Genomic DNA, 17,552 nt, shown 5'->3' with positions numbered 1-17,552 from the left:
GTTCGAAGCAACCAGAGGTCGCCACTCGATCTCATGCCTGTCATACTGACCTGGCCGGGCCTATTTGACCGCGCCGAAGAGCAGGCCACGCACCAGGGACTTCTGCGCCAGCCAGCCGGCGATGATCACCGGAAGACTGACCAAGGTGGCGACCGCAGCCACATGCGCGGTGTAGAGCTCGCCGAAACTGAGGAACTTCTGCAGGAACAGCGGGAGGGTGGACTTCGAGGTGGTCAGGTTCACCGCGTAGAAGTACTCGTTCCAGGAGAAGACCGCACACAACAGCGCCGTGGAGGCCAGACCCGGCCGGACCAGCGGCAGGATGATCGAGAACATCACCCGCCGGCCGGAGGCACCGTCGACCGAGGCTGCTTCCAGCACCTCGAAGGGGATCTCCTGCATGAAGGAGCGGATCATCCAGATCGCCAACGGCAGGTTCATGCCGATGTGCATGATGACCAGCACCGTGAGCGTGTTCAGCAGCCCGAGCGCTGACGCAACGACATAGACCGGGATGATGCCGGCGGCGATCGGCATCATCTTGGTGGAGATGAAGAAGAACAACGCATCCTGCGCCTTGTCGATCTGCCGGATGGACAACGCGTACGCGGCCGGCACGGCCAACACCAGGACGATCAGGGTGGAAAGGACGACCACCACGATCGAGTTGACCGCGTACGGGCCGACCCCGGCACTGATGGCCTCTGCATAGTTGGCCAGCGTCGGCGTGAAGATCAGCTTCGGACTGGGTGTGGCCGCATCGATCTCGGTCTGGAAGCTCTTCAAGACCATGTAGGCGATCGGGAAGAAGAGCACCAAGCTGCCGGCCCAACCACCGACGGCGATGCCAATGCTCTTGAGCTGCTTGGTAGTCATCGGCGTCCCTCCGCCTGGAAGATTCCGGACAGCAGGCGCAGCGCCGGGGAGACCAGCGCGATCGTCAACACCAGCGACACCACGCCCAGGGCGGAGGCGAAGCCGAAGTCGAACGCGTTGAACGCCTTCAGATAGATGTAGAAGGTGATGTTGGTGGTCGCATACGCCGGACCGCCCGCTGTCAGCAGAGCGATCTCGCCGAAGGTCTGGATCAGGTTCATCGCCAGCAGCAGCGAGGCCAGCTCGATGAATGGGCGCAGGTGCGGCAGCACGATGTAGCGGAATCGACTGAGCCAGCCGGCCCCGTCGACCTGGGCCGCCTCCAGCTGGTCCTGCGGCGCTCCCTGTAGCCCGGCCAGCATGATCAACAAGGCGAAGGGGCAGAACCGCCAGGTAAGCAGGATGATCAGCGCCACCAGCGGATAGTCACTCAGCCACGAGACCGACGGCAGTCCCAGAGTGCGGGAGACGAAGCCGAAGAACCCGAAGGTGGGGTCGAACATCGCCGAACGCCAAAACAGAGTGACGGCGACCGGCATCGCGAAGAACGGAGTGATCGCGAGTGTCCGGGCGAAGCCACGTCCCGGGAAGCTGTGATTCAGAGCCATGGCGACCAGCAGGCCGAACACGATGCAGGCGATCGTGGACACCCCGGTGATCAGCAGCGTGTTGAGGATCGACTTCCAGAAGATGGGGTCGGTGAACACATCGACGTAGTTGCGGCCCCAGTTGAACCCCTGCTCACCGCCCGCCAGCAGGTTCCAGCGGCGGAAGCTGTAGAAGATCGTCAGTACGAACGGGATCTGGGTCAGCACCAGGGTGAAGACCAGGGCCGGCAGCAGCGGTCCGCGGAGCCGCCATCGATCCGCTCTGCTCAGATCACCGCTCGGCGCCTGTTCGGCCGGTTCTGGCCGGGCTTTGGTGAGAGTGGACATCATCGATCCAATCCAAGGATGAGAATCCGCAGGAGTTGCGGAAAGCCAACGGGTGCGCCGGGCAGGAACCGCGGATCGCGGCAGCGAGTTCCCGCCCGGCACCTGTGGTGCAGGCTGGCTACTTGAGGTAGCCGGCGTCCTTCATCACCTGCGTGGTGTACTCCTGGCTCTTGTCCAGCGCGGCATCCACCGACTGCGTCCCGCTGATCGCACCAGCGATCTGCTGCGACACGTAGTCACCGATGTCGACGAACTCCGGGATCTGCACGTACTGCACACCGGTGTACGGGACCTGGTCGACCGTCGGCTGCTTCGGATTGGCCTTGGAGATCGACTGCAGGGTCAGATCGGCGTACGCCTCCGCGGCCTTCTTGTACTCAGGGATCTCGTACGTCGACTGCCGCGAGCCCGGCGGGATGGAGTCCCAACCGGCCTTCTCACCGGCGAGCTTGATGTACTCCTTGCTGGTCACCCAGGAGATGAACTTCCAAGCGGCGTCGGGGTTCTTCGAGCTCTTGGTGATGCCCAGACCCCACGACCACAGCCAGCCCGACGGCAGGTTCGCCGGCCCGGTCGGCGCCATCGCGAAACCGATGTTCTCGGCCACCTCCGGCTTGGCCTGGTCCAGCACCGAGCCGGCGAAGACGGTGTCGTCGTACCACATCGCCGACTTGCCCTGACTCATCCGCTGCAGGCAGCCCTCCCAGCCGTCCTTGGCGGCATCGGGCTGACCGTTCTTGCGGAGCAGGTCCACGTAGAACTGGACTGCGTGCTTGGTCTTCGGGTCGGTCAGCTGCGGGTTCCAGTCCATGTCGAACCAGCGCCCGCCGAAGGTGTTGATCACGGTGGTGATCGCGGCCAGGTTCTGTCCCCAGCCGGGCAGGCCACGCAGGCAGATGCCGGAGATGTCCTTGTCCTTGTCCTCCATCTTGGCCGCGGCGGCCGCGATCTCGTCCCAGGTCGGAGTCTCCGAGATCGTGACGCCGGCCTTCTTCGCCAGATCCTTGCGATAGAACAGGAACGACGACGAGCCGTAGAACGGCGCCCCGTAGAGCTTGCCGTCGGAGGAGACGATGTCGCGGATCGGCTGGAGCAGATCGGCCTGGTCCCACGCGGTGTCTTTGGCCACGTAGTCGTCGAGCGGCACCAACCACTGCTTCTGCGCCCAGATCGGCACCTCGTAGGAACCGATCATGGCGACGTCGAACTGACCCGAGTTGGTGGCCACATCCTTGGTGACCGCGGGCCGCAGATCGTTCTCAGGCAAGGTGGTGAACTTGACCTTGATCCCAGGGTTCTTGGCCTCGAAATCACTGATCAGTGACTCGGCGGTCTTCATCTGCGGGTTGGCGGCCAGCGCCACGTTGATCGTGACGTCGCCGCCACCGCTACCGGACGGTGCGCTCCCGTCGGTGGTGCACGCGGCCAGCGGCACCGCGGCCACGGCGACCGCAGCGGCAGTCGCGGTCAGCCGTAGGAGCCGGCGTCGTGGAATCGACAAGTGGTTCATTCGTACCCCTTCTTCGGGCCTGGAGGCATCCTGATTCCACCCGTACTGTACATACAAGCCATACTGGATGGACAAGAGAAGTATGTTGAGTGCCGTCGACGCCTGTCAATCCCAACCGGGCAGCACTGACAGTCCGTACCGAGAGGAACCCGATCATGCCTTTGGTCAGTGGACACGAGGTCATCGCCGAATGCACCTTCCGGCACCTGGTTGCCGGCGCGTTCAACACCACCAACATCGAGACCACGATGGGCATCGTCCGCGCCATCGAACGGGTTGGCGTCCCGACCTTCATCCAGTGCGCGCCGACCAATGCCGTGCTGTCCGGCTTCGAGTACATCCACGACATGGTCTCCAGACGCCTGGCCAGCTGCGACGTGCCGGTGGCATTGCATCTCGACCACGGCAAGACACTCCAAGCGGTCGAGGACGCCTTGGCCGCGAGGTTCACCTCGATCATGATCGACGCGTCCGAGCATCCGTACACCGAGAATGTCGAGACCTCAGCCCGAGCGCGGGTGATGTGTGGGCCGGACATCGCCTTGGAAGCTGAACTCGGCAGCATCGGCGGCAAGGAGGACGAGGTTGGGCCGGATCACGCCGACTCCACCGACCCGGCGCAAGTGAGCGAGTTCGTCGATGCGGTCGGTTGCGACATGCTCGCCGTATCGGTCGGCAACGTGCACGGCTATGCGCCGGACGCCCGGATCGACTTCGAGCTGCTGGGCGAGATCCAGGCGGCCTCCCCGGTGCCGTTGGTCATCCACGGCGGCTCCGGCCTGCCTGAGGAGCAGTTCGCCCGGCTGCACGAGTTCGGGGTGGTCAAGGTCAATGTCGCCAGCGACCTGCGCAACGCCATGATCCGTACATTCGGCGAGGCCTACATCGCAAATCCGGATGAGGTCTCGCTGATCCGCGTGTCCAAGAACGCGGTGAGCGCCATTGCCGATGTCGTGGAACGCCGCATCCGCATGTTCAACCCGAGCACCGGCTGAGCGGTTCGACCAGACTGAGCGGACTGAGAAGGCTGAGCAGGAACCAACGGAGGAGGGCTGCCCGAATGGGGATCCCCACGATCACGGTCGATGTCGGCACGACCGGCATCAAGCTGTGCCTCTTCGATGCCGAGGCTCAACTGCTCACCGCCGTACAACACCCGACACCGACGACCACCGATGGTGCCGGGGAGATCTACGACATCCCCGCCTTGCTCGGCGCCGTCAGAAGATTCATCCGAGAGCTGCCGTCCGTCCAACGGGACCTCGTCCAACGGATCGCCCTCACCGGCGTCGGTGAGTCCGGCGGGCTCGTCCGGTCCGACGTATCCCTGGCTTCGCCGATGATCCTCTGGCATGACCAACGCGGTGCTGGCTACCTCACTCGGTTGACACCCGAACAGCGCAGTCTGATCTATCGGGTGACCGGCCTCCCGGTGAGCGGCAACTATGGGCTGTCCAAGACGGCCTGGGCCATCGACCGGCTGCCCGACGGCGAGCGCCCGGGAGACGCCGTCGGCGGTCCCCAATGGCTGAACATCGCCGAATATCTGGCTGCCGTGCTGACCGGGGAACGCTGGTCCGAGCCGTCACTGGCCAGCCGGACCATGGCCTTGGACTTGTCCAGCCGGACCTGGTCGGACGAGATCTGCGCCTTGCTCGGGCTGGACGTCAACGCGTTCCCGGCCCTGCGTCCGGCCGGTGAAGGCGTCCTGGTCACCGCCCGGTTCGCCCGTGAGGTCGGGATCGACGCGGGCGTCAGGGTCCACGTCGCCGGTCACGACCATATGGTCGGCGCGATCGGCGCCGGCCTGCACCCAGGCGAGCTGCTGAACTCCACTGGCACCACCGAGGGTCTGCTGTTCCTGCAGGAGACCCCGAGCCTCGGCCCCCAGGCCGAGCGGGCGAAGCTGGCCAATGGCCTGGCCTGCGCGGGCTCCGACTACACGCTCTTTGCCTCCATCCCCACCGGGGGCTCCGCCTTCGCGACGCTGCAGAATCTGCTGGGCCTCGATGTGCAGCAGCTGACCGGCTGCCTGGCGGAACTGCACCGACAGTACGTGGGCGACCGACTCGGCCTGGCCGCTGTCCCGCTCGTGCTGCCGCAGTTTCGGGGCAGTCCCCCGCCGGCCAAGGATGCGTCGGCTCGTGGGCTCATCGCCGGCGTCGGCTCGCAGACCTCGGCGGCAGATATCGTGCTCGGCTGTTTCCTCGGCCTGGCGCTGGAGTTCCTCGACGTGCTGGAGTTGTTCGGCGTTCAGCCCGCTCAGATCAAGGTCATCGGGCCGGCCAGCAGGAACCCGCTCTGGTTGCAGCTCAAGGCCGATCTGCTGGGCATGCCGCTCGTGGTGTCACGCTTTCCCGAGGTCGTCTCACGGGGTGCGCAGGTGCTCGTCTCCGGCATGGCCGACGAGGCAGACCAGTGGGCGACGACCGACCCGTACGGTGTCGACGTCGACGCGACTCGGCACGACCGATTGGCCGAGTGGCGCTCCGGCATCCAGCAGCAGTGGGCGTATCTGAAGGGCTTTCCCTCGTGATCGCCCTGCCGACCGTCGGCTCGGCGCGGCAACCAGGGAGCGAACGATGACACTGGTTGCCGGAATCGACTCATCCACCCAGAGCTGCAAGGTGACGGTCCGCGAGCTCGCCACCGGCCGCGAAGTACGCCACGGCAAGGCGCGGCATCCGCTGCGTACCATCCTGCCCCCGGAGACGTGGTGGGAGGCCTTGCTCACCGCTGTGCAGCGCGTCGGCGGACTCGACGACGTAGCGGCGATCTCGGTGAGCGGGCAGCAGCACACCCCGATCTTTCTCGACGCCGCCGGGATGGTGGTGTGCGATTCTCCGCTGTGGAACGACACCAGCTCGCACGCCCACATGGTGGCTTTGAACGCCGAGCTCGGCAGAGAGGAATGGATCCTCCGCACCGGACTGCCGCTGACTCTGTCCGACACCGCGACCAAGCTGCGCTGGCTGCGCGACACCGGTCCCGAAGCCACCCGGCGGACCGCCGCGGTCGCAGTGGTGCACGATTGGCTGACCTGGCGCCTGAAGGGCTATGGCCCTGGACCCGGAAGCGCCGGGTCGGGAGGACTCGACGAGCTGACCACCGACCGGTCGGAGGCGAGCGGGACCGCCTATTGGTCAGGGGAGACGAACGACTACTGCCCGGACCTCTTCGAGCATGCCCTGGGCAAGTCAGCGATCCTGCCGAGAATCCTCGGCCCGCTCGATCGGTCCGGTGTCACCGGCTCCGGCATACCCGGAATCCCTGCCGGCATCCCGATCGGGGTCGGGAGCGGTGACAATGCCGCGGCCGCGCTGGCACTCGACATCACCGACGGCGAGGCGGTGATGTCGCTCGGCACCTCCGGGGTCGTCTATACCCGCTCGTCGGTGCCGGTCCACGATCTCAGCGGGTACGTCTGCAGCTACGCCGATGCGACCGGCCACCATCTGCCGCTGGTCGCGACGCTGAACGCGGCCCGCAATTTCGATGCCGGTGCCGGTCTGCTCGGCTGCACGTATGCCGAGTTGTCCGAGCTCGCGCTGCAGGCTCGCCCGGGTGCCGATGGCCTGACCCTGTTGCCCTTCTTCGAGGGCGAGCGGACACCAGACCTGCCCCATGCCCGGGGATCGCTCCATGACGCCTCGCTCGCGAACTTCACCCGGGTCAACTTCGCCCGGGCAGTGATCGAGGGGACCGTGGCCAGCCAGGTCGCGATGCTGGAAGCGCTGGCCGCCTGTGGTCTGCGCGTCGATCGGTTGCTGCTGATCGGCGGGGCCGCCGCCAGTGTCGCCGTGCAGACGGTCTTGACGCAGATGGTCGACGCACCGGTCGTCATCCCCGAGCTCGACGAATACGTCACCAAGGGCGCAGCCATGCAGGCGGCGTCGGCGCTCACCGGCGCTTTCCCGACCTGGAGCGTCGCATTCGAGCAGCTCCCGCGGCGCCCGCTCGAACGACAGATCGGTCAGCAGCACAAAGCGGCGATGGTTGCCCTCGGATACGACTGAGTATGTTTGGTCGCGCCGCGGTCATCGTCAGCCGCAGAGGAGGCAAGGCCCGTGCGCAGCACCAGGCGAGAACCGGTGGCGTGCGGCGTCGATATTGGCAGCACCAACGTCAAGGTGGTCACCATCGACCACGACGGTGCCGTCCGAGGACGGGCCGGGCGACCGACGCCGCGCGACGCGCAGGGACTCAGCATCGACGGATCAGTGCTGTTCGGCCTCGTCGAGGCACTGATCGGCGAGGTGTGCGCCGACGAATACGAGGTCCACGCGCTCTGTACCGTGGGGATCGGTGAGGACGGGTTGCTGCTGGATCCCCACCTCCGACCGCTGATCCAGGCCCTGGCCTGGTTCGATCCGCGCCGCCAGGCGATCCTGCACGAGCTGCGCTCACGGCTCGACGACGAGTCGTTCGATGTGGCCAGCGACGCGGCACGCACCATGGTCGGCTGGGCCTGGGCCCGCCGGCAGCCCGGCTTCGAATCAGCACACAGCTGGGTCGCGCTGGCCGATCTGCCTGCGGTGTTGTGGGCCGGTCGCAGCTTCCTCAGTGACACCCTGGCCTCCCGGACGGGCGCCTGGAGGGCGAGCAGCCGAGCCTGGGCAGGCAACCGGGTGACAGCCTCGCTCGGCTCCGGCGAACTGCTGCCGGTCGTGCTCCGAGCCGGCGACATCGTGGGCCCGGTGCGGTCGTCGGCCCTGCGGTCGGCCGGCGTGATCGCCGGTGACGCGCTCGTGATCGCCGGCGGGCATGACCACCCGGTCGGAGGCTGGGGCGTCGATCAGATGGTGCCCGGCGCAATCCTCGACTCGATGGGAACAGCCGAGGTCGTGGTCACTCAGTCGCCGCTGCCACCCCCCAGAGACAACCCTCGAGTCGACATCGCGCCGGGCATCCGGTCGACCGGAACCACGCTGCTGCGTGTCGTCGAGCTGGCGCGCAATGTCGCCTGGGCGGACCAGGACCCGGCCGTCGAACCGTGGATCCACGCCCTGCTCGACGGTACGGCACGCCCGGCAGCGGTGTTGGAAGCCGGCTACTTCCAACCCGGTCGTCGGGGTGGCACCCAACCCGCGTACCGGCCCGACGCCCCTCGCGATCCTCGGGCCCGGGCTTCGGCCGTGCTCGGGGCGCTTGCCTGTGCGGGTCGCGAATCGGTGACCGCCGTCGGTGGCAGTTCTCTCGACCCCAACGTGGTGCGACTGGCCGGAGGCTGGGCACGGTCGCCCGGCTGGGTGGAGATCAAGGAGTCCGTGAACGGCTATCGCGCAGTCCCCATCCCCGAACCCGAGGTCACCGCCGTCGGCGCGGCGCTGGTGGCCGCGACGGCTTGCGGCTGGGCACCTGATCCTGCCGCAGCGCTCGGCGGGGCCCCGGTGGTCGGTGTCTGTTGAGCAGGCCGGTGCCACGACAGGTCGGCAAGCCCGGGCTCGTCAGGTCGCGACGATGTTCAGCTCGAGTGGCACAGTCCCGGTGAGCACCCAGGTCTCGTAGTAGTCGAAGTAGCGGTCCTGCTGGTCCCAGGACAGGGAGCGGATGCGCAGCACGGGAGCACCAGGCCCGACCCCGAGATGGCGCGCGACCTCCTTCGGTGCTCGCATCGCATGAATGACTCGCCGCGCCCCGTTGATCACGAATCCAGCGTTGCGAAGGGTGCTGTTCAACGAGCCGGTGCCGTTGAGCACGTCTGGTGCCGCGGCCACCACGGCGCCGCTCTCACGCGGCAACCAGTTCGTGCTGAACAAGGCAGGTTTGCCATCGAGCGAGCGGGCGCGTTTGAGCGCAAAGGCCTGCTCGTCCGGCTGGAGCCCGAGCGCCTCGGCGGTATGCTGCGGCGGCACGAGATAGCCGGCCTCGATCACGGTCGTCTCGATCCCGGTACGCCCGTGGCGAATCTGCGACTCCAGAAATCCTTCCGTGTCCTGCACCAGCCAGCCTTGCGACGCGTCCGGGGTCGCGGCGAAGACGCCGCGCCGCGCGACCCGGCGGGCATAGCCTTCGGACTCCAGCTTCGACAGAGTCTGGCGCACCGTTGCTCGCGCGAGTCCGAATTCCCGGCCGAGCTCCAACTCACTCGGCAGCCGCTCACCAACGGGGAACTCGCCGCCGACGATGCGATCCTTGAGAATCCCGAACAACTGCTCGTAGTACGGGACCGGAGATGTCCGTTCGATCAATTGTGCCACCTGTCGCCTCCTTGCTGGCTGATGCTATCGCTACCGTCCATCCAGGCTTGACAGCCAGCATTGTCTGCACCGTCTAGACAGATTGTGTCGTCGAGAGATACCGTGCAGCCATCATGACCAGGACAATGCGAGCCGTGGTGGCTGACGGCCACGGCGGCGTCGACGTCCGCGACCTCCCCGTTCCGACTGCACACGAAGGGTGGGTCGTCCTCGCACCGGTCGGTACCGGCGTCTGCGGCACCGACTTGCACCTGGTCCATGGCGACTATCCGCACGGCCGGTTCCCGGTGGTGCCCGGCCACGAGTTCGCCGGCTACATCACCGAGGTCGGCCGAGGGGTGAGCGAGTTCGTCGAGGGCGACTATGTCGGCGTCAACCCGAACATCGCCTGCGGCACATGTGGGTCGTGCCGGCGCGGGGCGACCAATCTGTGCACGAAACTGATCCCGATCGGCGTCGCCATCGACGGCTCATGTGCGGAGTACGTGACGGTGCCCCGCCGGACCGTTCATCGTCTCGATCCCTCGATCATGCACCGCGCCGCTCCGCTGATCGAGCCTCTCGGCTGCGTACTGCACGCACTGGATCGGGTGCCGGATTGGCAGGACCACGAGATCGTCGTCTTCGGAGCCGGCTCGATCGGTCTGATGGCCGTCGCTCTGGCTCGGGCCGAGGGAGCAGCGGGCGTACGCATCGTCGAACCCAACCCGGCTCGTCGTCAGGCGGCCCTGGAGTTGGGCGCGATCGAGGGGGCCACCTCTGCCGGGGAGCTGGACCGGCAGGTGTTCGACATCGCCCTGGACGCCAGCGGCCATCCGGCAGCGATCGCGCAGGCGCTCGGCGCGCTCGGCCCCCGCGGCCGGCTCATCCAGATGGGCGTCGCCTCACCGACGGCCTCCGTCGCCTTGAGCCCGTACGAGGTGTTCGCGAAAGAGCTCACGATCATCGGATCGAACTCACTCGCCGACAAGTACGCCGAGGCTGCCGAGCGGATGGTCGAGCTGCAGAACGAGTTGGTCACTATGATCACCGCCACCTACCCGTTGGAGGACTACGCGCAGGCACTCATCGCGGCACAGAGCCCCGATCAGATCAAGGTCCAGATCATCTGAGGTCCCGAGTCGGGGTGGTCACGCTCCAGTTGCCATGCCGCGTTCCGTCACTCGACGGCGTGCGCCTGCAGCCAGGCATTCCACCGGGGAGTGTCGCGCTCGGCCAACACAGCCGCGTCATCGCCGTACAGGTACTGCCAGATCGAGACCCCGCACTGCTCCCCGGCACCTTCGCACGCGAGGATCGCGGTGCCCGGTGCCGGTGTCTCCAACAGCACGATCAGCCGACCGGGGCCGTGCTCGGCGACCCGACCGCTGAACGACGGCGCATCCGCATCATGGACCACGATCGCCTCCCCGACTGCCGGTGCGGCGGGGAGGCCGAGCCCTTCGATCAGCGTCGACCACGCTCGCTCGACCGACATCGGCCAGAGCGCCATCGGCAGCATGGAAGTCGCCGACCGACCGGCGAAGTGCGCCAGGTGGAGTTGCAGGTTGGCCAGGAACAGACCCCAGCCCTCGGACATCCCGTCGTACTGGTCGTCCCACGGTGTGCCCTCGACGAACCCGCTGTTCACCAACCGCACCACACAGGTGCCCTGATCGCGCGCTTCGACCAGCCACTCGAACGCCAGTCCGGGTACGCCTTCGCCGCCGTCGAACACGACCCGCTCCGGCGGTTCCCAGGCTGCGACCCGACCGGGAATGAGCATCTCCGGCCCGTCGCCGAACCGGTTGGTCATCGCTCCGCCGGTCTGCTCCTCGACCGTGGTCGGCACATACCAGGAGGAGACGCCGGGTCCGGTGGCGATCGCCGCCCACACCTCCTGCGGTGTGCCGACGACCTCGACACTCAGATCGATCACCCGCTCTCGGGGAGCAGCAGCCGAGTCGCCGGACGACGGCCCTAGCGGATCGGATCCTGTCGAATCTGACTCGGTCGGGCCTGATTCTGGGGACTTCGTCATCATTCCTCCTCGGGTGGCTTGGGGTAGGCGGCGACCAGGACACGATGCCAACGCCCCGTGGGCGATCCTTCGTCGTGGTACTTGGCGGCGAGCATACGGAGGCTTTCGGCGAGCTCCGCGGTGAAAGCGGCACGATCGGCGGGAGTCGCAAAGCGCAAATCGGTGTCCAGGGACAGCGTGGGCAGCTGCTTGCCGGCCCCGTCCGCGGCCCGCATCAGAGCCGCGACCTCCCGGACCACCCGGGCGGCGAGGGCAATCAGATAGCGCGCCGAAAGCCGGTCCATCCGGCGCGGATCGGCACCCAGCGTCCCGAGCACGGCCGGCGAGACCACATAGCCCCGGGCTGTGGCCCGAACGACTCGCTCGGTGAGTCCCCGGCGCTGTCGGGTGCCCACCTCGACGGCGAGACCTTGCGCCTCGAGCACTCGCAGGTGGTAGTTCACCTGTTGCCTGGTCAGCCCGATCGCCGCCGCGACGGTGGTCGCCGACCCGGACTCCTGAAGTGCCGACAGCACCAGCGCTCGCTTGGGATCGAGCAGCGCCGCGGCCACGACCGGATCGTCGATCACCGCAAGCTCTGCGTAAGCGACGGCTTCGGAAGTGGGCACAGCTGAACCGTACTAATTGACAAATCAGACTGTCAATAGCTCGAAAATGCTGCCCGCTCTCTCTATGGATGATGGAATCCCCGATGTCGGGGATTCCATCATCCATAAGTCGCAGGTCCCGCGATGTCCGCGGCCTACCAGACGGGGATGTGGCTCGCCCCGGACGCGAGGTCGGCGATGGGACCGGCCGGATAGGAGCCGTCCGGAGCCTTGTCGGTGCCCAGCAGGTCGACAGCCAACACGGCCAGGGTGCCGTCGGGCTCCTCGAACTCGGCGTCGACGAACCGGACCGGCGGCAGGTCCTCGCCACCGGTCACGGCCAGTCGAACGTCATCGAACCCGGCCGGCAATGTGGTCTCCAAGAACACCTGATCGCCGTCCTCGACGACCTCGACGGCGACGTCATCAACGATCACGGTCGCACCCAGCTCGGCCTCATATGCCCCGGCCCCCGGCGCATAGACGTTGTCGCGGATATAGACCGGCTGCTTCACGTCGGCGAACCGCTCGTGATCGCCGAGGGTCGGATCGTTCACCTGGGCGAGGTAGTCCTCTCGGGACGCCGGGTGACCGTCGTAGCCGGTGGTGCCGTAGCCGAGCGCCCCCCAGACCCGGGAGGTCGGGTGATAGGCAGCCGCGGGATCCCCGCCGAGGAAGATGTTGCCGATGTGCCGATCGTCACCACCGTGGATGGCGGCGTAGCCGGCAACCTGGGTGCTGTGCGGTCGATGGTAGGGCGTCGGGCGCTCCACGACGGGGGCCAGTGCCACCGTGCCGCAGACCAGGTTGTGCACGTACGCCCCGCCCTGGCTGAACACCTCCAGCGACGCCTTGGAGCCGAGGATGTTGTGCTCGACCAGATACGGCCCGTGGCTGACCTCGACGAACAGGTCGCGGTTGTTGGCATAGAGCAGGTTCCGCGACACCCGGGTGCCCTGGGTCTGCCAATCCAGCCAGATGCCGAGCGAGCAGTCGTGGATCCGGTTGTGCCGGATGGCCACGTCGATGGCGGCGTGCAGCTTGATGCCGGCGATCTCGTACCCGTAGAACTCGCGCTTGAGCGCGATGTTGTAGATGTGGTTGTCCTCGATGGTCGAGAACACACAGCCGAGGTGACCGACGATGCCGTTCTGGCCGCAGTCGTAGATGGTGTTGCGGCGGACGAGATGGGAGCCGATGTGGTCGCGGTCCCAGCCGAGCTGGCGGGCGGAGAACACCGACTCGAGCTGGTACTGGTAGCCGGGCTTGTCGCGTCGGATGGTCGCGAAGTTTTGTCCGGTGGAGTGTTCCTTGCCCAGGGAGATCGCGGAGCACTTCGCGTCGTGGATGACGTTGTCCTCGATGATCCAGCCCTTCGCCCAGTTCGGCCCGATCAGGCCCGGCTGGTCGGCGGTCGGCGGCGCCCAGGGAGTGGCCGCCTGGGCGAGCTCGAACCCCCGCACGGTGATGTAGTCGAGGTGGTGCACCAGCGGATAGAACACCGAGCGACGGACGTTGATCTCGACCAACTCGACATTGGGGTCGGTGCCGAAGAAGTTGGCCCAGATGATGGTCGCCTGATCCCCGACCTCGGCATACCAGACCCGCTGGGTCTGCTCGGGATCCCTGATGGGGTCCGTGATGCCGGTCCAGTTGTCGACGACCTCGGTACGCAACGGCGGATCCGCGACCTCGGCGATACTGGCGACCTCGAAGAAGCTGGCCCCGTTCAGATAGACATCGCCGAGATGCTTCTTCGGGGTCGACAGGTCGGCGTAGACGATCCAGTCCCCGTCGACCTCCTCCGCGTACGGGTTGAAGTCACCGAACAAGCTGTTGGGCACGCCGACCTGCCACACCCCGCTGCCGACGATCGCGCCGCCTCCAACCCCGCCGGCCACCGGAGTCCAGCCGGTGATTCGCTCGGAGCCCTTGATCACCACATGCTCACCGGGTGCGGCGGTGTAGGTGATGCGACGCAGGTTGCTGAGCCCGCCCCGCTGAGGTTGCACCCATTCGCGGTACTCACCGGCGTGGACGACGACGGTGTCGCCGGGTTGGGCGAGGGCGGAGGCCCGATTGATCGTCCGCAGCGGCCGATCGGCCGAACCGTCCTGCTGATCGGATCCAGCCAGGGCGACGTGCAGTTCTCGCATGAGGTGGGTTCGCTTTCGAGTCTTTGCTTCGGTAGACGAGTGGGATCGGTCAGCTGTCGGAGGTCGGGGTGAGCCAGCCGGCGGGGAAGTAGCCGAGGGACACCGCCTTGCCGAGATCCCAGCCGTCCAGGCCGGCTCCCCTGACCTGGAGCTTGTAGCTCCAGTAGAACCAGCCTTGGGTCACCGACCAGGCGTCCAGCTGCGCCTCGGTCAGCCGTCGGTAGTAGTCACGGCGGGTGGCCCGGTCCGCGGTGACGATCGCCCCGGCGGCGGTGTTCATGCACCACTCCCCCACGATCAGCGGGCTGTGTTGGGCAGCGGCTGCCAGCGCGGGCCGGAAATCGGTGTCGATGTAGCGCAGATAGCCGTCGACATCGGTGTCGCCGGCGGTCCAGGTGTGCACCATCAGATAGAGATGGGTGTCGAGCAGGTAGTTCTCGAAGCCCTCGTCGGCGAAGAAGCTGCCCCACTCGGCCAGCCGGAACCCATCGTGGAACACGATCGTCACGGCCGGGTCCGCGGCCCGGATCCGCCGGTACGCGTCGCGGTAGAACTGTCGGAGGAAGTCGCTCGGCACTCCTTCGGAGCCGACCGCGTCCTCCGGGTTCGCCGCGGGATAGCGAGACGGGATGTCCAGCGCGACCCACAGCTCCGGAGAGATCGGCTCGTTGACGATCTCGATCGCCCAGAACGCCTGGTGGCTGCGATAACGAAGAGTGAGGCGCTCGAGCAGGTCGAGCACGAACGCGACACCTTCTGGATCACGGTGCCAGCGGCACACCCCGCACAGTCCGCCGTTGTCGAACCCGTTCTGGCTGCCGGGCACGGTGTGCAGGTCCAGCATGACCTTCAATCCGTACTCCGCAGCCCACTCGAACGCGGCGTCCACATACTCGATGCAACCGACGAACGGCCCTACATCGCCGAACACGAAGTACGGCACCGGGATCCGCACCGCCTCGATGCCGAGCCCGGCGAGGTAGGCGAAGTCGCGTTCGGAGATGTAGCCGTTGCGATGGGTACGGAAGCGCTCAAGCTTCAGGGCAGGATCGAGCTGCTGGCAGAGCGCGGTCTCGTCCTCGGCCGTGGTGCCCTCGAACAGGCTCGGGCTCATCCACTTCTCCAGGACCAGCCAGTTGCCGAGGTTGACTCCCTTGATCATGACCTCTCCTCGTGTTCGACCCCGATGCCGGGGATTGACGCGGTGCCAGCCTCTCAGCAGACCCGCGCGCCGCCGCACGCCGGTCTGCCGAGGGGGTTCGGCCAACGGTTCGGCCATTTGCCGAAGCCTGCCGCAGGCCGCTGAGCAGCTGGCGACGACCGACCACGTACAGCACCAGGATCGGTAGCGTGGACAGCACCACGGCAGCAAGCACGGCCGGGATGTTCACGCTGTACTCACCCTGGAACGCCCACAGACCCAGCGGCATCACCCGCTTGTCCGGGCTCTGGGTCAAGATCAGCGGGAACAGGAACCCGTTCCACACGTTCAGGCCGTTGTAGATCCCGACGGTGACCACCGCCGGTCTGGTCAGCGGGAACGCCAGTCGCCAGGCCATCTGCCAGTCGGTGCAGCCTTCCAGCCGCATCGACTCGAACAGCTCCTTCGGCACGTCGCGGGGGAAGTTGCTCAAGATCAGCACCGTGAGCGGCAGCCCGAACGCGATCGAGGGGAGGATCAGCGCCCCCAAGGAGTCGTACATGTGGATCTTGGTGATGATCAGATAGATCGGGATGATCGTCGCCTGCAACGGGATGGCCAGGCCGAGGCCGGCTTCGATGACCTGCCCGTAGGCGGTGAAGGTGGGCGGGATCGGCAATGACAGCGGGTTCGAGCTGAAGTAGTCACCTTGGTTCTTGAAGGTGGTGATGACCACGTAGTAGATCGGCAGGATGATGATGTACATGTCCAGGGCGAGAATGCGGGTCGCATCGCCCGGTCCGCCGCCGGTCAGCACGAAGATCAGGTCGAAGTAGGTCAGCGAGCCGACCAGCATCAGAGTCGACGAGGTGATGATCGTGTACTTCAGCTGCGGGATGGTGATCGAGAAGAACTGCCGGATCCTCCACACGGTAGGTCGAAACATTTCGATATGTTTCGAAGAGATGGCCGGAAACTCACCGATAGATTTCGACGGCGTCAAAAGCGCAGATCTGGCCTCCAATCCAGAGATCTCCACCCTGGATGAACTACGAGGTAGGTCGTTCTGAGCGCGCGTTCTGCTACCGTTGTCGAAATCTTTCGACTAGGAGCATCGTCATAGCGCGCACCAGACCCACGCTCGCCGAGATAGCCTCCGCCGCAGGCGTCTCCGTCGCGACCGTCTCCAAGGTGTTGAACGAGCGCGAGGACGTCTCCGCCGAGACCCGGCGACGCGTCCAGAAACATCTACGCGAGGCCTCCTACCGTCCGGTGAACCGGGCGCCCCGGCACACCGGGCTGATCGAGGTCGCCGTCCCGGCCTGGCAGAACGCGTACATGGTCAGCGTCATCGACGGGATCAACACCGCCGCTCAGGCCGACGGCTACGAGCTGGTCATCGGGCCACAGCTCCATGGCGACGATGTCGACCTCGACCTCCAGCGGCTCCGCGCCACCAACCGAGCGGGCGCGATCCTGATCACCGTCGACGCCTCCCAGCCGTCGATCAAGAACGTCGTGGAAGCCGGGTTTCCCCTCGTGGTCGTCGATCCGGTCCGCGTCGGCGACACGAACTGCGTGACCATCGGCGCCACCAACTACGCCGGCGGAGTGACGGCCACCGAGCACCTCTTGGGGCTGGGACATCGGCGGATCGCGCATGCCGGTGGTCTGATCAGCGGCGATATCGGCAAGGCCCGGCTGGCCGGCTACCTGTCGGCGCTGCGCGCCAGCGGGGCGCCGATCGACGATTCGATGATCACCCACTGCGAGTTCAACTACGACGCGGGCCGCGCCATCGCACCGCTGCTGCTCGACCGCGCCGACCGGCCGACCGCGGTCTTCGCCGCCGGCGACGAGATCGCCCAGGGCCTGATGGAGGAGGCTCGCCGCCGCTCCATCCGCGTGCCGCAGGAGCTCAGCGTGATCGGTTTCGACGACAGCTTCATGGCGAGCCGGACAACTCCCCCATTGACCACCATCGCCCAGCCCCTGGTCGAGATGGGCCAGGTCGCCACCCGCTCGCTGACCCAGCTGATCAACAACTCGATGGTCGGCACCCGCCACATCGAGCTGGCCACCCGCCTGGTCATCCGGGACTCGACCGCCCCACTCAGCGAGACCTAG

At 66.5% G+C, this 17,552-nt stretch carries 15 protein-coding genes; 6 read left to right on the top strand and 9 right to left on the bottom strand.

The genetic code is table 11. The features are described from left to right. Window positions 1-60: 60 nt before the first annotated feature. The 3 genes from MLP_RS03445 to MLP_RS03435 all read right to left on the bottom strand — a co-directional run bounded on the left by MLP_RS03445 (window position 61) and on the right by MLP_RS03435 (window position 3,321). Window positions 61-876 (bottom strand): carbohydrate ABC transporter permease, encoded by an 816-nt coding sequence (locus MLP_RS03445; RefSeq protein WP_013861618.1) that lies wholly within the window; start codon window positions 874-876, stop codon window positions 61-63. Further along, window positions 873-1,811, bottom strand: a complete 939-nt coding sequence (locus MLP_RS03440) for a carbohydrate ABC transporter permease (RefSeq protein ID WP_041791098.1) — start codon at window positions 1,809-1,811, stop codon at window positions 873-875. The genes MLP_RS03445 and MLP_RS03440 overlap by 4 nt, the downstream gene beginning before the upstream one ends. 118 nt (window positions 1,812-1,929) lie before the next feature. Continuing rightward, on the bottom strand, window positions 1,930-3,321 hold the full coding sequence (locus tag MLP_RS03435; RefSeq protein ID WP_013861616.1) for an ABC transporter substrate-binding protein: 1,392 nt from the start codon (window positions 3,319-3,321) through the stop codon (window positions 1,930-1,932). A 155-nt stretch (window positions 3,322-3,476) separates the two neighbouring features. On the opposite strand from MLP_RS03435, the gene MLP_RS03430 reads away from it, so the two are divergent. The 4 genes from MLP_RS03430 to MLP_RS03415 all read left to right on the top strand — a co-directional run bounded on the left by MLP_RS03430 (window position 3,477) and on the right by MLP_RS03415 (window position 8,729). Beyond that, window positions 3,477-4,316, top strand: coding sequence for a class II fructose-bisphosphate aldolase (locus tag MLP_RS03430; RefSeq protein ID WP_013861615.1), 840 nt, complete (start codon window positions 3,477-3,479; stop codon window positions 4,314-4,316). Between the two features lie 65 nt (window positions 4,317-4,381). Continuing rightward, window positions 4,382-5,857 carry an FGGY-family carbohydrate kinase gene (locus MLP_RS03425; RefSeq protein WP_013861614.1) on the top strand — a complete coding sequence of 492 codons (1,476 nt, stop codon included), beginning with the start codon at window positions 4,382-4,384 and terminating at the stop codon, window positions 5,855-5,857. 46 nt (window positions 5,858-5,903) lie between these two features. Beyond that, window positions 5,904-7,337: an FGGY family carbohydrate kinase gene (locus MLP_RS03420; RefSeq protein ID WP_013861613.1), complete on the top strand. Its 1,434-nt coding sequence runs from the start codon at window positions 5,904-5,906 to the stop codon at window positions 7,335-7,337. A gap of 51 nt (window positions 7,338-7,388) precedes the next feature. After that, complete coding sequence (locus MLP_RS03415) at window positions 7,389-8,729, top strand: FGGY family carbohydrate kinase (protein WP_013861612.1); 1,341 nt, start codon at window positions 7,389-7,391, stop codon at window positions 8,727-8,729. Window positions 8,730-8,768: 39 nt separating this feature from the next. Here the strand turns inward: MLP_RS03415 and MLP_RS03410 are convergent, their stop codons facing one another. After that, window positions 8,769-9,521: a GntR family transcriptional regulator gene (locus MLP_RS03410; protein ID WP_013861611.1), complete on the bottom strand. Its 753-nt coding sequence runs from the start codon at window positions 9,519-9,521 to the stop codon at window positions 8,769-8,771. Window positions 9,522-9,634: 113 nt separating this feature from the next. Here MLP_RS03410 and MLP_RS03405 point away from each other — a divergent pair, with 113 nt between their 5' ends. Beyond that, window positions 9,635-10,633 carry a zinc-dependent alcohol dehydrogenase gene (locus MLP_RS03405; protein WP_083843687.1) on the top strand — a complete coding sequence of 333 codons (999 nt, stop codon included), beginning with the start codon at window positions 9,635-9,637 and terminating at the stop codon, window positions 10,631-10,633. A 47-nt stretch (window positions 10,634-10,680) separates the two neighbouring features. Here the strand turns inward: MLP_RS03405 and MLP_RS03400 are convergent, their stop codons facing one another. From MLP_RS03400 to MLP_RS27245, 5 genes are all read right to left on the bottom strand, one after another. Beyond that, on the bottom strand, window positions 10,681-11,541 hold the full coding sequence (locus MLP_RS03400) for an SRPBCC family protein (protein ID WP_013861609.1): 861 nt from the start codon (window positions 11,539-11,541) through the stop codon (window positions 10,681-10,683). Next, on the bottom strand, window positions 11,541-12,149 hold the full coding sequence (locus MLP_RS03395) for an ArsR/SmtB family transcription factor (protein WP_013861608.1): 609 nt from the start codon (window positions 12,147-12,149) through the stop codon (window positions 11,541-11,543). The genes MLP_RS03400 and MLP_RS03395 overlap by 1 nt, the downstream gene beginning before the upstream one ends. 134 nt (window positions 12,150-12,283) lie before the next feature. Beyond that, a complete protein-coding gene (locus MLP_RS03390; protein ID WP_013861607.1) occupies window positions 12,284-14,284 on the bottom strand; it encodes a right-handed parallel beta-helix repeat-containing protein in 2,001 nt (666 codons plus the stop codon). Between the two features lie 49 nt (window positions 14,285-14,333). Next, window positions 14,334-15,398: a glycoside hydrolase family 5 protein gene (locus MLP_RS28815; RefSeq protein WP_049804440.1), complete on the bottom strand. Its 1,065-nt coding sequence runs from the start codon at window positions 15,396-15,398 to the stop codon at window positions 14,334-14,336. Beyond that, a complete protein-coding gene (locus MLP_RS27245) occupies window positions 15,316-16,371 on the bottom strand; it encodes a carbohydrate ABC transporter permease (protein ID WP_231851414.1) in 1,056 nt (351 codons plus the stop codon). The genes MLP_RS28815 and MLP_RS27245 overlap by 83 nt, the downstream gene beginning before the upstream one ends. A 98-nt stretch (window positions 16,372-16,469) precedes the next feature. Between MLP_RS27245 and MLP_RS03375 the strand changes: the two genes are divergently transcribed. Further along, complete coding sequence (locus MLP_RS03375; protein WP_013861604.1) at window positions 16,470-17,552, top strand: LacI family DNA-binding transcriptional regulator; 1,083 nt, start codon at window positions 16,470-16,472, stop codon at window positions 17,550-17,552.

It is taken from the genome of Microlunatus phosphovorus NM-1, from assembly GCF_000270245.1.
Lineage (GTDB): Bacteria > Actinomycetota > Actinomycetes > Propionibacteriales > Propionibacteriaceae > Microlunatus > Microlunatus phosphovorus.
Note: the sequence above shows the minus strand (reverse complement) of the source record. Positions and strands in the feature narration are given on the sequence as shown.

Coding starts and splice junctions, on each gene's coding strand:
- MLP_RS03445 (WP_013861618.1), bottom strand. CDS start 876: ATGACTACCAAGCAGCTCAAGAGCATTGGCATCGCCGTCGGTGGTTGG.
- MLP_RS03440 (WP_041791098.1), bottom strand. CDS start 1,811: ATGTCCACTCTCACCAAAGCCCGGCCAGAACCGGCCGAACAGGCGCCG.
- MLP_RS03435 (WP_013861616.1), bottom strand. CDS start 3,321: ATGAACCACTTGTCGATTCCACGACGCCGGCTCCTACGGCTGACCGCG.
- MLP_RS03430 (WP_013861615.1), top strand. CDS start 3,477: ATGCCTTTGGTCAGTGGACACGAGGTCATCGCCGAATGCACCTTCCGG.
- MLP_RS03425 (WP_013861614.1), top strand. CDS start 4,382: ATGGGGATCCCCACGATCACGGTCGATGTCGGCACGACCGGCATCAAG.
- MLP_RS03420 (WP_013861613.1), top strand. CDS start 5,904: ATGACACTGGTTGCCGGAATCGACTCATCCACCCAGAGCTGCAAGGTG.
- MLP_RS03405 (WP_083843687.1), top strand. CDS start 9,635: ATGACCAGGACAATGCGAGCCGTGGTGGCTGACGGCCACGGCGGCGTC.
- MLP_RS03400 (WP_013861609.1), bottom strand. CDS start 11,541: ATGACGAAGTCCCCAGAATCAGGCCCGACCGAGTCAGATTCGACAGGA.
- MLP_RS03390 (WP_013861607.1), bottom strand. CDS start 14,284: ATGCGAGAACTGCACGTCGCCCTGGCTGGATCCGATCAGCAGGACGGT.
- MLP_RS28815 (WP_049804440.1), bottom strand. CDS start 15,398: ATGAGCCCGAGCCTGTTCGAGGGCACCACGGCCGAGGACGAGACCGCG.
- MLP_RS27245 (WP_231851414.1), bottom strand. CDS start 16,371: ATGTTTCGACCTACCGTGTGGAGGATCCGGCAGTTCTTCTCGATCACC.
- MLP_RS03375 (WP_013861604.1), top strand. CDS start 16,470: ATGAACTACGAGGTAGGTCGTTCTGAGCGCGCGTTCTGCTACCGTTGT.